Raw genomic sequence first — 12,696 nt, 5'->3', positions numbered from 1 at the left:
CCAGCGCCCCACGCCCACGCCCTGCCGCGTGGACCGGTCCGGAGGATGTCGTGAGCGACACACAGACCATGATCGAGAACCGTCCGCCCACCGTGGCGGCCCTCTTCCTTGAGCGCGTCGCCGCCACGCCGGACAGCGAGGCCTACCGGTTCCCGGTGCCCTCGGCCGGTGGTCCGGGCGCCCCCGACGACTGGAAGTCGCTCAGCTGGGGCCAGGCGGCCGAGCGGGTTTTCGCCATCGCCGCCGGACTCGCCGACCTCGGCCTCCAGGCCGAGGACCGGGTCGCGCTGGCCTCCAACACCCGTGTCGAGTGGATCCTCGCCGACCTCGGTGTGATGTGCGCGGGCGGCGCGGTCACCACGATCTACCCCAGCACCAACGCGGAGGAGTCGGCGTACATCCTCGCGGACTCCGAGAGCCGGCTGCTGATCGCCGAGGACGCCGTGCAGCTGGCGAAGGCGCGCGAGCGCCGGGCCGACCTGCCGAACCTCCGGCATGTGGTGGTCATCGACGCGGCCGGCGCCGTCGCCGCCGAGGGCGACCCGGAGGGCTGGGTGCTCTCCCTCGCCGACCTGGAGGAGCGCGGCAAGGCGTACCTGGCCGAGCACCCCGAGGCGGTCAAGGAGCGCATCGCGGCCATCACCGCCGACCAGCTCGCCACCCTCATCTACACCTCCGGCACCACCGGGCGCCCCAAGGGCGTGCGGCTGCCGCACGACAACTGGTCGTACATGGCCAAGGCCACCGTCGCCACCGGCCTGATGACCAAGGACGACGTCCAGTACCTGTGGCTGCCGCTGGCACACGTCTTCGGCAAGGTGCTGACCTCCGGACAGATCGAGGTCGGGCACGTCACCGCCGTCGACGGCCGGATCGACAAGATCATCACCAACCTGCCGATCGTGCAGCCGACCTACATGGCGGCCGTCCCGCGCATCTTCGAGAAGGTCTACAACGGCGTGGCCGCCAAGGCGAAGGCAGGCGGCGGAGCCAAGTACAAGATCTTCCAGTGGTCGGTGGGCGTCGCCCGCGAGTACGCCAAGGTCACCCAGGACAACTTCCGCCGTACCGGCCAGGCCACCGCCCCCTTCGGCCTCACCACCAAGCACAAGATCGCCGACGCGCTCGTCTACGCCAAGATCCGCGAGGCCTTCGGCGGCAGGTTCCGCGCCGCCGTCTCCGGCTCCGCCGCCCTGGCCCCCGAGATCGGCTACTTCTTCGCCGGCGCCGGCATCCACATCCTGGAGGGCTACGGCCTGACGGAGTCCAGCGCGGCCTCCTTCGTCAACCCGGGCGAGGCCTACCGCACCGGCACCGTCGGCAAGCCGCTCCCCGGCACCGAGGTCCGCATCGCCGACGACGGCGAGGTCATGCTGCGCAGCCCCGGCATCATGCAGGGCTACCACAGGCTGCCGGACAAGACCTCCGAGGTGCTGGAGTCCGACGGCTGGCTGCACACCGGCGACATCGGCGAGCTCTCGGCGGACGGCTACCTGCGCATCACCGACCGCAAGAAGGACCTGATCAAGACCTCGGGCGGCAAGTACGTCGCCCCGGCGGAGGTCGAGGGCCAGTTCAAGGCGATCTGCCCGTACGTCTCCAGCATCGTGGTGCACGGCGCCGACCGGAACTTCTGCTCGGCACTGATCGCCCTCGACGAGCAGGCGCTCCTCGTCTGGGCGGCGGAGAACGGCCTGGAGGGCAGGACCTACCAGGAGGTGCTCGCCGCACCGGAGACCGCCCGCATGGTCGAGACCTACGTCCAGACCCTCAACGAGGGCCTGCAGCGCTGGCAGACGGTCAAGAAGTTCCGGATCCTGCCGCGGGACCTCGACGTCGAGCACGGCGACCTCACCCCGAGCCTCAAGCTGAAGCGCCCGGCCGTCGAGCGCGAGTTCAAGCACCTCATCGACGAGATGTACGAGGGTTCCCGCGAGGCGTAGCCGGCCGGCGGCGCCGCGCCGTCAACGACCTTCGGGCAGTGCGGGACAATGGGTGCATGCCTTCCGCACTGCCCGACGGTGAACCCATGCCCGAAGACGGCTCGCTGCCGTCGCACGCCCTGGCGGGTGCCGGGGACCGGCCGCTCGGGTTCTACCTGCACGTTCCGTACTGCGCCACCCGCTGCGGGTACTGCGACTTCAACACCTACACCGCGACCGAGCTGCGCGGCAGCGGCGGCGTGCTCGCCTCGCGGGAGAACTACGCCGACACCCTGGCCGACGAGGTCCGCCTCGCCCGCAAGGTGCTCGGCGACGACCCCCGGCCCGTCCGCACCGTCTTCGTCGGCGGCGGCACCCCGACGCTGCTGCCGGCCGGCGACCTCGTACGGATGCTCGCGGTGATCCGGGACGAGTTCGGCCTGGCCGCGGACGCCGAGATCACCACCGAGGCCAACCCGGAGTCGGTGGACCCGCGGTACCTGGCCGAACTGCGGGCGGGCGGCTTCAACCGGGTCTCCTTCGGCATGCAGAGTGCCAAGCAGCACGTCCTGAAGGTCCTCGACCGCACGCACACCCCGGGGCGCCCCGAGGCCTGCGTCGCGGAGGCGCGGGCGGCGGGCTTCGAGCACGTCAACCTGGACCTGATCTACGGCACGCCGGGGGAGACCGACCAGGACTGGCGGGACTCCCTGGCCGCGGCCCTGGGGGCCGGGCCCGACCACGTCTCCGCCTACGCGCTGATCGTGGAGGAGGGCACCCAGCTGGCCCGCCGGATCCGCCGCGGCGAGGTCCCGATGACCGACGACGACGTGCACGCCGACCGGTACCTGATCGCGGACGAGGTCATGGCGCGGGCCGGCTACTCCTGGTACGAGGTCTCGAACTGGGCCGCCTCGGACGCCGGGCGCTGCCTGCACAACGAGCTGTACTGGCGCGGGGCCGACTGGTGGGGCGCGGGCCCGGGCGCGCACTCGCACGTGGGCGGGGTGCGCTGGTGGAACGTGAAGCACCCCGGTGCGTACGCGGCCGCCCTGGCGGAGGGCCGCTCCCCGGGCGCCGGACGCGAGCTGCTGTCGGCGGAGGACCGCCGGGTCGAGCGGATCCTGCTGGAGCTGCGGCTGGTGGACGGCTGCCCGCTGTCGCTGCTCGCCCCGGCCGGTCTCGCCGCCGCCGGGCGCGCCCTCGCGGACGGCCTGCTGGAGCCGGGTCCGTACGGGGAGGGCCGCGCCGTCCTGACGCTCCGCGGCCGCCTCCTGGCCGACGCGGTGGTCCGCGACCTGGTCGACTAGGTCGCGGACCACCGCAGGCGGCCGCAGCCATGGCCACAGGCAGCCGTGCGTAGCTGCATGCAGCCGCCGGCTGGGCGCTAGTAGCCCCAGCGCGCCTGGCTGCCGTCCTGGCGGCAGTGGATCATCCGGCCGTTCCCGGCGTGTGTGGAGCGGCCGATGTCGGCCTTGCGGCAGAACTGGCCCGCGTTGTAGCAGTTCCCCGCGTTCGAGACGATCTCGCAGTCCGCTGCCGCGGGCGGGGCCGAAGGCGCCGGGGCCTTGGTCGTGGGCTGGGGCGCGGGTTTGGCCGCCGCCCGGGTCGTGGGGGCGGCAGGCGCCTTCTGGCCGGCCCCGGAGGCCGGGGCGGTGGTGGCGGCCGGCGGGGCCGGGGCCGGGGCCTTCGTGGGGGCGGCCGTGGGCGTCGGCGAGGGCGGCGGGGTCGGGGACGGCGTGGGCGCCGGCGGGGCCGTCGTCGGGGCCGCCGAGGTGATCGCAGGCGGGGCGGACACCGCGGGCCCCTCGGTCGCGCCCGGACCGCAGGCGACGGCTGCGCCGGCCACCAGGAGGGCGGTCAGGGCCCGCCGGATCCGGTCCCCGGGACGTCTGCGGCTTCTCGAACCGTCGCTGCTGCTGTCGTTGCCGTACATAGGTGCCCCCACCGGAAAGTCACTCAAAGGAGGCACATCATATGAACGGAGATTCCCCCGCGAGGGGTTTCGCCGCAATCGTGACCCGGAGGCCGCCGCAGCCCCGCGGACGGGACGTGTCCGGTCACCGCACTAGGGCGCGGTGACGTGGTCGATGAGGTGTTCCACCGCGCCCAGCAGGGTGGGCTCCAGGTCCCGGTACGAGCCCACCCGGGACAGGATGTGCTGCCAGGCGGCCCCGGTGTTCTCCGGCCAGCCCAGGGCCCGGCAGATGCCCGTCTTCCAGTCCTGGCCGCGCGGGACGACCGGCCAGGCCGCGATGCCCAGCGCGGAGGGCTTCACCGCCTGCCAGACGTCCACATACGGGTGCCCCACGATCAGGACGTCGGGCGAGGTCACCGACGCGGCGATCCGGGACTCCTTGGAGCCCGGCACCAGGTGGTCCACCAGCACCCCCAGGCGGGCGTCCGGCGCGGGCCCGAACTCGGCCACCACGGCCGGGAGGTCGTCGATGCCCTCCAGGTACTCCACCACCACGCCCTCGATCCGCAGGTCGTCGCCCCACACCCGCTCCACCAGCTCGGCGTCGTGCCGGCCCTCCACGTAGATGCGGCCCGCGCGGGCCACCCGCGCCCGCGCTCCCGGGACGGCGATCGACCCGGACGCGGTGCGCGCCGGGGCCGCCGGCGCCCGCGACGGGCGGACCAGGGTGACCGCGGCCCCGTCCAGCAGGAAACCGCAGGGCTCCATCGGGAAGACCCGGCGCTTGCCGAAACGGTCCTCCAGGGTGACCGTGCCGGCCTCGCAGGACACCACCGCCCCGCAGAAGTCCGTACCGGCGACCTCGACCACCAGGTCGGCTTCCGCCGCCACCTCCGGCACGGCCTTCGGGCGCTTCCACTGGGGGGTCAGGTCGGGGGAGTACTCGCGCATCCGGCCGACAGTAGGAGAGCGGTCGCCGTCACGCCTGCGACACGCCGAAACGAGCGGCCAGTGTGGCGCGTTGCCCACGGACGAAGGCCGCATCGACCACCGCTCCGTGACCCGGTACGTACAGCGCGTCCTCCCCGCCCAGCGACAGCAGCCGGTCCAGGGCGGCGGGCCACTGCCCCGGAACGGCGTCCGGGCCCGCCTGGGGCGCACCGGACTCCTCCACCAGGTCCCCGCAGAAGACCACCTCGCGGTCGCCCGGCACGAAGACGGCCAGGTCGTGCCCGGTGTGGCCGGGCCCCACGTTCGCCAGCAGCACCTGCACCCCGCCGAGGTCCAGCGTCCACTCGCCGCTGACCGGATGGCGCGGCAGCACCAGCGCGTCCGCCGCCTCGGCGGCCTCGTCCTCGGCCAGCCCCTGCCGCACCGCGCCCTCCCGCAGTTCGTCGACGTCCCGGGCGAGCACCCCGTCGAGGCCCACCGCACCGAACACCTCGGCGCCGGCGAAGGCGGCCGCCCCCAGCACATGGTCGAAATGTCCGTGTGTGAATGCGATATGGGTCACCCGGCGGCCGGTGAGCCGCTCCGCCTGCTCCCGCAGTTCCACCCCTTCGCGGACACAGGACCCGGGGTCGATCAGGAGCACCGAATCGTCCCCCACCACCAGTCCCGCCGTGCAATCCCACACCGGGAGCCGCCTGCGGCCGGACCGCCCGGACAGCTCTTCCCAGCCCTGCTCTTCCCATCGCACGTCCATGCCGCGACGCTACCGTGGCGGGCCGCCCTTGCCAGGGTCTTGCCACCCGGCCGTACACTGAGCGGGGGTTCTCTGGCACTCGAATGCTCAGAGTGCCAGACAGCAGGCTACGAACTCGGCAACGGACCACAGCTGGAGGTGTGCGCGATGCTCAGTGAACGCAGACTCGAAGTGCTGCGCGCCATCGTCCAGGACTACGTCGGGACGGAGGAGCCGGTCGGCTCCAAGGCGCTCACCGAGCGGCACCGGCTCGGCGTCTCACCCGCCACCGTGCGCAACGACATGGCCGTGCTGGAGGAGGAGGGCTACATCGCCCAGCCCCACACCAGCGCCGGCCGCATCCCCACCGACAAGGGCTACCGCCTCTTCGTCGACCGGCTGGCGGGGGTCAAGCCCCTGTCGTCGCCCGAGCGCCGGGCCATCCAGAACTTCCTGGACGGCGCCGTCGACCTCGACGACGTGGTCGGCCGTACGGTGCGGCTGCTGGCGCAGCTCACCCGCCAGGTCGCCGTCGTCCAGTACCCGAGCCTGACCCGTTCGACCGTCCGGCACGTGGAGCTGCTCGCGCTCGCTCCCGCCCGCCTGATGCTCGTACTGATCACGGACACGGGACGCGTCGAGCAGCGGCTGATCGACTGCCCGAGCCCCTTCGGCGAGGCCTCCCTCGCCGACCTGCGGGCCCGGCTCAACAGCAGGGTGGTCGGCCGCCGCTTCACCGACGTCCCCCCGCTCGTCCAGGACCTGCCCGAGTCCTTCGAGGCCGAGGACCGCGGCACGGTCTCCACCGTGCTCGCCACGCTCCTCGAAACCCTGGTCGAGGAAGCCGAGGAACGGCTGATGATCGGCGGAACCGCCAATCTCACCCGCTTCGGACACGATTTTCCCCTGACGATCAGGCCGGTGCTCGAAGCGCTGGAGGAGCAGGTCGTGCTCCTCAAGCTGCTGGGCGAGGCCAACGAGTCGGGAATGGCCGTACGGATCGGGCATGAGAACGCCTACGAGGGGCTGAACTCCACGTCGGTCGTCTCGGTCGGTTACGGTTCGGGCGGCGAAGCAGTCGCCAAACTCGGCGTGGTCGGACCGACCCGCATGGACTACCCCGGAACGATGGGAGCGGTACGCGCAGTGGCACGTTACGTCGGACAGATCCTGGCGGAGTCGTAAGTGGCCACGGACTACTACGCCGTTCTCGGCGTGCGCCGCGACGCATCGCAGGACGAGATCAAGAAGGCCTTCCGTCGCCTCGCCCGCGAACTCCACCCGGACGTCAATCCGGACCCGAAGACGCAGGAGCGCTTCAAGGAGATCAACGCGGCCTACGAGGTGCTCTCGGACCCGCAGAAGAAGCAGGTCTACGACCTCGGCGGGGACCCGCTGTCCTCCTCGGGCGGCGGTGGCGGGGCCGGCGGCTTCGGAGCGGGCGGCTTCGGCAACTTCTCCGACATCATGGACGCCTTCTTCGGCCAGAGCCAGCAGCGCGGCCCGCGCTCGCGGACCCGCCGCGGCCAGGACGCCATGATCCGCCTCGACCTGGAGCTGGACGAGGCGGCCTTCGGGACCACCAAGGACATCCAGGTCGACACGGCCGTGATCTGCACCACCTGCTCCGGCGAGGGGGCCGCGCCCGGTACCTCCGCGCAGACATGTGACATGTGCCGCGGTCGCGGTGAGGTGTCGCAGGTCACCCGGTCCTTCCTGGGCCAGGTCATGACCTCGCGCCCCTGCCCGCAGTGCCAGGGCTTCGGCACCGTGGTCCCGACCCCGTGCCCCGAGTGCGCGGGCGACGGACGGGTCCGCTCCCGCCGCAGCCTCACGGTCAAGATCCCGGCCGGTGTCGAGAACGGCACCCGCATCCAGCTCGCGGGCGAAGGCGAGGTCGGCCCCGGCGGCGGCCCCGCCGGCGACCTGTACGTGGAGATCCACGAACTGCCGCACCCGACCTTCCAGCGGCGCGGGGACGACCTGCACTGCACGGTCACGATCCCGATGACGGCCGCCTCGCTGGGCACCAAGTGCCCGCTGGAGACGCTGGACGGGCTGGAGGAGATCGACATCCGGCCCGGCACCCAGTCCGGCCAGGCGATCCCGCTGCACGGACGCGGCGTCACCCACCTGCGCGGCGGGGGACGCGGCGACCTCATCGTGCACGTCGAGGTCACCACCCCGAGCAAGCTGGACGCACAGCAGGAGGAACTGCTGCGCCAGCTGGCGAAGCTGCGCGGCGAGGAGCGGCCCACGGGCCAGTTCGCGCCCGGGCAGCAGGGTCTGTTCAGCCGCCTGAAGGACGCCTTCAACGGCCGCTGACCGGCCCGCCCCCTGACGTACGAGCCCGGCCCCGGGATGCTCCGGGGCCGGGCTCGGCGCATGGGCCCCGGAGCCGGTGCGGCCGGTCCCGGGGCGGCGGGGAAGCGGACTATGCCAGGCGAATGCCGTGATTCGGCGCGATGAGCGGGACATGGCACGATGCAGACCATGTCCACCGCACTGAACGGTCTCTCCCCGTACCCGATCGTGCAGGCTCCCATGGCGGGCGGCGCCTCGTGCCCGCCGCTCGCCGCCGCCGTGTGCGAGGCGGGCGGGCTGGGCTTCCTGGCCGGCGGCTACAAGACCGCGGACGGCATGTACCAGGAGATCACGCACCTGCGCGCGCTCACCCGGCGCCCCTTCGGCGTCAACCTCTTCATGCCGCAGACGGGATACGTGGACCCGGCCGCCGTGGAGGCGTACCGGGGGCAGCTGGCGGGCGAGGCGAGCTGGTACGCCGTCTCCCTGGCCGAAGAGGACACCACGGGCACCGGTGACGACGGCTACGAGGCCAAACTCGCCATCCTTCTCGAAGACCCGGTCCCGGTCGTCTCCTTCACCTTCGGCTGCCCCGCGCCCGAGGTCCTGGCCGCCCTGCGCAAGGCCGGTACGTACACCGTCGTCACCGTGACCTCCGTCGAGGAGGCCCAAGCCGCCCAGGCCGCGGGCGCCGACTGCCTCTGCGTCCAGGGCGTGGAGGCGGGCGGCCACCAAGGCACCCACCGCGACGACCCGCAGGCCGACGGCACGGCAGCGGTGGGACTGCTCGCCCTGGTGGCCCAGGTCCGCGAGGCGGCCGCCCTGCCGATCGTGGCCGCGGGCGGACTGGTGCGGGGCTCGCAGATCGCAGCGCTGCTCGCGGCGGGCGCGGAGGCGGCGCAGCTCGGCACGGCCTTCCTGCCCTGCCCGGAGTCCGGGGCCCACCCGCTGCACAAGAAGGCGCTGACGGACCCGCTGTTCGTGCGGACGGAACTGACCCGGGCCTTCTCCGGGCGGCCGGCGCGCGGCCTGGTGAACCGCTTCATGCGGGAGCACGGGCCGTACGCCCCGGCGGCCTACCCGCAGATCCACCACATGACCTCCGGGCTGCGCAAGGCGGCCGCCGCGGCCGGGGACCCGCAGGGCATGGCCCTGTGGGCGGGCCAGGGGCACCGGCTGGTGCGGGCGCTGCCGGCGGGGGAGCTCGTCGAAGTCCTGGCCGCCGAACTGGCGCAGGCGCAGAGTGCGTTGCAGATGGTGCAGATGAGGAGTACGTCATGACCGCCCCCGTGTTCGTGGTCGAAGAGGTCCCCACCGGACCCGAATGCGTCCTGGAGGGCCCCGAGGGCCGGCACGCGGTGTCCGTGAAGCGGCTGAAACCGGGCGAGGCACTGGTCCTGACCGACGGACGGGGCGGCTGGGCCGACGCGGTCGTGAAGGCGGCCGAGGGCAAGGACCGGCTGACGGTGACGGTGTCCGCGACCGGGCGGGAGGCCGAGCCGCCGGTACGGATCACCGTGCTCCAGGCCCTGCCCAAGGGGGACCGGGGCGAGGTGGCCGTCGAGACCATGACCGAGACGGGCGTGGACGCGATCGTGCCCTGGCAGGCCTCGCGGTGCATCACGCAGTGGCGCGGCGAGCGCGGGGCGAAGTCCCTCGCCAAGTGGCGGGCCACCGCCCGGGAGGCGGGCAAGCAGTCCCGCCGCGTCCGCTTCCCCGAGGTGGCGGAGCCCGTCACCACCAAGCAGGCGGCGGCGCTGCTGGCCGGAGCCGACCTGGCGGTCGTCCTCCACGAGGACCGCGAGGCCCCCTCGGGCGCGCTGGCCACCGCAGAGCTCCCGGCCACCGGCTCCATCGTGCTGGTGGTCGGCCCCGAGGGCGGGGTCTCCCCGGACGAGCTGGCCGCCTTCGCGGCCGCCGGAGCCCGCCCCTGCCGGCTCGGCCCGTCCGTCCTGCGCACCTCCACGGCGGGTACCGCGGCCGTGGCGGTCCTGCTGGCCCGCACCGGACGCTGGTCCTAGACCGCCCCTCCCGGCCGGGCCGGGGAGCCCGCATGATCGGACCCGGGGATACGATGCCCGGACCGATCACCGACACGGAGGCGAAGCCATGGCCGGGGAACCGCAGGCCGACTGCCTGTTCTGCAAGATCGTCGCGGGGGAGGTCCCGGCGGCCGTGGTCCGCGAGTCCGCCACGACCGTGGCCTTCCGCGACATCAACCCGCAGGCACCCACACACGTGCTCGTGATCCCCAAGGTGCACCACCCCGACGCCGCCTCGCTGGCCGCCGCCGAACCGGGCATCGCCGCCGACGTGCTGCGCGAGGCCGGCCAGGTCGCCCTCGACGAGGGGATCACCGAGCACGGGTACCGGATCGTCTTCAACATCGGGGCCGGCGCCGGCCAGACCGTCTTCCACGCCCACGCGCACGTCCTCGGCGGCCGCGGCCTCCAGTGGCCCCCGGGATAGCACGTGTCCGTACGCGAGTTCGTGGTGCTGGGCACCGCCAGCCAGGTGCCCACCCGCCACCGCAACCACAACGGCTACCTGCTGCGCTGGGACGGCGAGGGCATCCTCTTCGACCCCGGCGAGGGCACCCAGCGGCAGATGCTGCGCGCCGGGGTGGCCGCCCACGACATCAACCGGATCTGCATCACGCACTTCCACGGTGACCACAGCCTCGGCCTCGCCGGGGTGATCCAGCGGATCAACCTCGACCGGGTCCCGCACCCCGTCACCGCGCACTACCCGGCGTCCGGGCAGAAGTTCTTCGACCGGCTGCGCCACGCCACCGCCTACCGGGAGACCGTCGCCCTGCGCGAGGAGCCGGTGGCCGGGGACGGGCCCCTCGTGCAGGGGGACCCGTACACCCTGGAGGCCCGGCTGCTCTCGCACCCGGTGGAGTCCTTCGGCTACCGGCTCACCGAGCCCGACGGGCGCAGGATGCTGCCCGAACTGCTCGCGCAGCACGGCATCAAGGGGCCGGACGTCGCCGCGCTCCTGCGCGAGGGCGTCCTGCGCGGGGTCACCCTCGACGAGGTCAGCGAAGTCCGGCGCGGCCAGCGGTTCGCCTTCGTCATGGACACCCGGCTCTGCCCCGGCGTGGACGCGCTCGCCGAGGGCTGCGACCTGCTGGTGATCGAGTCCACGTTCCTGGACGAGGACGAACAACTGGCCCGCGACCACGGACACCTGACCGCCGGCCAGGCGGGCCGGGTCGCGCGGGACGCGGGCGTACGGCACCTGGTGCTGACGCACTTCTCCCAGCGGTACCCGGACCCCGCGCAGTTCGCGCGCCAGGCGCGCGCGGCGGGCTTCGAGGGCGGGCTCACCGTGGCCGAGGACCTCGCCCGGATCCCCCTGCCCAAGCGCCGCTAGCGGGCGTCCCCGCGGACCCGTCCGCGGATCCGGCGGGCCGCCGGGGTGCGGACGGGCACGGATGGTCCTGAGGGTGCGTGGGGTGTCGCCGGAGCGGGCGGGGCCCGGGTCCATCAGGCGGGCGGAGTTGACGGAAGAGCCTTCCCGAAGTGATCTGCGACACACTAGGTTTTGGACAAGTCCGGGTCGGGCAAGGCTGCCAGCTTTGCCTGGAAAACCCTGATGCAGAAACGAACCTTCAAGGCATCGGCCGCACGCGCAAAGAATCCGGGGAGTACACCGTGACCAGTCGGGACAGCCTCACCAGCCGCGACGCAGCAGTGGATCCGCTCGGTCCGCTGCGCGACCCCCAGGAACCGGGCTGCGACGTCTTCCTGACCGGAACGGTCTTCCTCGACATCATCTTCACGGGCCTTGACTCGGCCCCGGTGCGCGGCACGGAGTCCTGGGCGCGCGGCATGGGCTCCTCCCCGGGGGGCGTGGCCAACATGGCCACCGCCCTCGCCCGGCTCGGCCTGCGCACCTCGCTCGCCGCCGCCTTCGGGGACGACCACTACGGCGAGTACTGCTGGGACGCCCTCGAACAGGGCGAGGGCATCGACCTGTCCATGTCGCGGACCGTCCCCGGCTGGCACAGCCCCGTCACGGTCTCCATGGCCTACGAGGGCGAGCGCACCATGGTCTCGCACGGCCACGAGGCCCCGCCGCCGGCCGGCCCCGGCCCCTTCCCGCAGTGCCCGCCGCGCACCCGGGCGGCCGTGGCCTCCCTCGGACCCGGCCGGGGCGAGCCGTGGGTGGCGGAGGCGGCGCGGCGCGGGGCGCGGGTCTTCGCCGACGTGGGCTGGGACGAGAGCGGCCGCTGGGACCTGGACGGCCTGGCGGACCTGGAGCACTGCGAGGCCTTCCTGCCGAACGCGGGGGAGGCGATGCGCTACACCCGGACGGACTGCCCGCGGGCCGCGGCCCGGCAGCTGGCCGAGAAGGTGCCGGTCGCCGTGGTGACCATGGGCGCGGAGGGCTCGTACGCGGTGGACGGGCGCACCGGCGAGACGGCCCATGTCCCCGGGATCGCGGTGGACGCCCTGGACCCCACCGGCGCGGGGGACGTGTACGTGGCGGGCTTCGTCACCGGCACGCTCGCCGGATGGCCGCTCGCCGACCGGCTGGCCTTCGCCGGGCTGACGGCGGCCCTGTCGGTCCAGGAGTTCGGCGGCTCTCTGTCGGCCCCCGGCTGGCCCGAGGTGGCCCACTGGTGGCGGGCCGCGCCCGAGGCGCTGCGCGGGCGCTACGGATTCCTCGACGCCCTGATCCCGCAGGGTTCGACCCCGGCCGCGCGCCGCCGGGCGGTGCCGACGATCGGCTTCCGCCACTCCGCGTAGGGTGCGGGGCACGGAACGGGAGGGAAAACCCCTCGGGGAAGCCGGGACGGAGACGTAGGCTTGGTAGTCCGGCGGTCGTCGATCGGCGCGGCCCCTCAGCGGGAGGTATGT

General features: G+C 73.4%; 12 protein-coding genes. 9 read left to right on the top strand and 3 right to left on the bottom strand.

Going from position 1 to position 12,696, the window contains the following annotated elements; translation table 11 throughout:
- The first annotated feature begins 50 nt into the window (after positions 1 to 50).
- The gene (locus tag ACLJTM_RS22325) at positions 51 to 1,943 is read left to right on the top strand and encodes an AMP-dependent synthetase/ligase (protein ID WP_411105451.1); all 1,893 of its coding nucleotides are present in this window, start codon (positions 51 to 53) and stop codon (positions 1,941 to 1,943) included.
- 56 nt (positions 1,944 to 1,999) lie between these two features.
- Positions 2,000 to 3,232 carry a radical SAM family heme chaperone HemW gene (gene hemW, locus ACLJTM_RS22320; protein ID WP_411105450.1) on the top strand — a complete coding sequence of 411 codons (1,233 nt, stop codon included), beginning with the start codon at positions 2,000 to 2,002 and terminating at the stop codon, positions 3,230 to 3,232.
- 77 nt (positions 3,233 to 3,309) lie between these two features.
- Here the strand turns inward: hemW and ACLJTM_RS22315 are convergent, their stop codons facing one another.
- From ACLJTM_RS22315 to ACLJTM_RS22305, 3 genes are all read right to left on the bottom strand, one after another.
- Positions 3,310 to 3,858 carry a hypothetical protein gene (locus tag ACLJTM_RS22315; RefSeq protein ID WP_411105449.1) on the bottom strand — a complete coding sequence of 183 codons (549 nt, stop codon included), beginning with the start codon at positions 3,856 to 3,858 and terminating at the stop codon, positions 3,310 to 3,312.
- Between the two features lie 132 nt (positions 3,859 to 3,990).
- Positions 3,991 to 4,791 carry a DUF3097 domain-containing protein gene (locus ACLJTM_RS22310; protein ID WP_411105447.1) on the bottom strand — a complete coding sequence of 267 codons (801 nt, stop codon included), beginning with the start codon at positions 4,789 to 4,791 and terminating at the stop codon, positions 3,991 to 3,993.
- A 28-nt stretch (positions 4,792 to 4,819) separates the two neighbouring features.
- Positions 4,820 to 5,545 carry an MBL fold metallo-hydrolase gene (locus tag ACLJTM_RS22305; RefSeq protein ID WP_411105446.1) on the bottom strand — a complete coding sequence of 242 codons (726 nt, stop codon included), beginning with the start codon at positions 5,543 to 5,545 and terminating at the stop codon, positions 4,820 to 4,822.
- A 147-nt stretch (positions 5,546 to 5,692) separates the two neighbouring features.
- Between ACLJTM_RS22305 and hrcA the strand changes: the two genes are divergently transcribed.
- From hrcA to ACLJTM_RS22270, 7 genes are all read left to right on the top strand, one after another.
- A complete protein-coding gene (gene hrcA, locus ACLJTM_RS22300; RefSeq protein ID WP_411105445.1) occupies positions 5,693 to 6,709 on the top strand; it encodes a heat-inducible transcriptional repressor HrcA in 1,017 nt (338 codons plus the stop codon).
- The gene (gene dnaJ, locus ACLJTM_RS22295; RefSeq protein ID WP_411105444.1) at positions 6,710 to 7,849 is read left to right on the top strand and encodes a molecular chaperone DnaJ; all 1,140 of its coding nucleotides are present in this window, start codon (positions 6,710 to 6,712) and stop codon (positions 7,847 to 7,849) included.
- 168 nt (positions 7,850 to 8,017) lie between these two features.
- Positions 8,018 to 9,109, top strand: a complete 1,092-nt coding sequence (locus ACLJTM_RS22290) for a nitronate monooxygenase (RefSeq protein ID WP_411105443.1) — start codon at positions 8,018 to 8,020, stop codon at positions 9,107 to 9,109.
- Entirely contained in the window at positions 9,106 to 9,849 is a 744-nt protein-coding gene (locus tag ACLJTM_RS22285; protein WP_411105442.1) for a 16S rRNA (uracil(1498)-N(3))-methyltransferase, read from the top strand. The genes ACLJTM_RS22290 and ACLJTM_RS22285 overlap by 4 nt, the downstream gene beginning before the upstream one ends.
- An 88-nt stretch (positions 9,850 to 9,937) precedes the next feature.
- Entirely contained in the window at positions 9,938 to 10,297 is a 360-nt protein-coding gene (locus ACLJTM_RS22280) for a histidine triad nucleotide-binding protein (RefSeq protein ID WP_411105441.1), read from the top strand.
- A 3-nt stretch (positions 10,298 to 10,300) separates the two neighbouring features.
- On the top strand, positions 10,301 to 11,206 hold the full coding sequence (locus tag ACLJTM_RS22275) for a ribonuclease Z (protein ID WP_411105439.1): 906 nt from the start codon (positions 10,301 to 10,303) through the stop codon (positions 11,204 to 11,206).
- 281 nt (positions 11,207 to 11,487) lie between these two features.
- Entirely contained in the window at positions 11,488 to 12,585 is a 1,098-nt protein-coding gene (locus ACLJTM_RS22270; protein ID WP_411105438.1) for a carbohydrate kinase family protein, read from the top strand.
- Positions 12,586 to 12,696 lie beyond the last annotated feature (111 nt).

Source organism: Streptomyces sp. cmx-4-9, assembly GCF_046548835.1.
Taxonomy (GTDB): Bacteria; Actinomycetota; Actinomycetes; order Streptomycetales; family Streptomycetaceae; genus Streptomyces.
Note: the sequence above shows the minus strand (reverse complement) of the source record. Positions and strands in the feature narration are given on the sequence as shown.

Bases quoted from the DNA above. Each gene is read 5' to 3' on its own strand.
- ACLJTM_RS22305 (WP_411105446.1), bottom strand. From the start codon at position 5,545: ATGGACGTGCGATGGGAAGAGCAGGGCTGGGAAGAGCTGTCCGGGCGG.
- ACLJTM_RS22285 (WP_411105442.1), top strand. From the start codon at position 9,106: ATGACCGCCCCCGTGTTCGTGGTCGAAGAGGTCCCCACCGGACCCGAA.
- hemW (WP_411105450.1), top strand. From the start codon at position 2,000: ATGCCTTCCGCACTGCCCGACGGTGAACCCATGCCCGAAGACGGCTCG.
- ACLJTM_RS22310 (WP_411105447.1), bottom strand. From the start codon at position 4,791: ATGCGCGAGTACTCCCCCGACCTGACCCCCCAGTGGAAGCGCCCGAAG.
- ACLJTM_RS22290 (WP_411105443.1), top strand. From the start codon at position 8,018: ATGTCCACCGCACTGAACGGTCTCTCCCCGTACCCGATCGTGCAGGCT.
- ACLJTM_RS22315 (WP_411105449.1), bottom strand. From the start codon at position 3,858: ATGTACGGCAACGACAGCAGCAGCGACGGTTCGAGAAGCCGCAGACGT.
- ACLJTM_RS22280 (WP_411105441.1), top strand. From the start codon at position 9,938: ATGGCCGGGGAACCGCAGGCCGACTGCCTGTTCTGCAAGATCGTCGCG.
- hrcA (WP_411105445.1), top strand. From the start codon at position 5,693: ATGCTCAGTGAACGCAGACTCGAAGTGCTGCGCGCCATCGTCCAGGAC.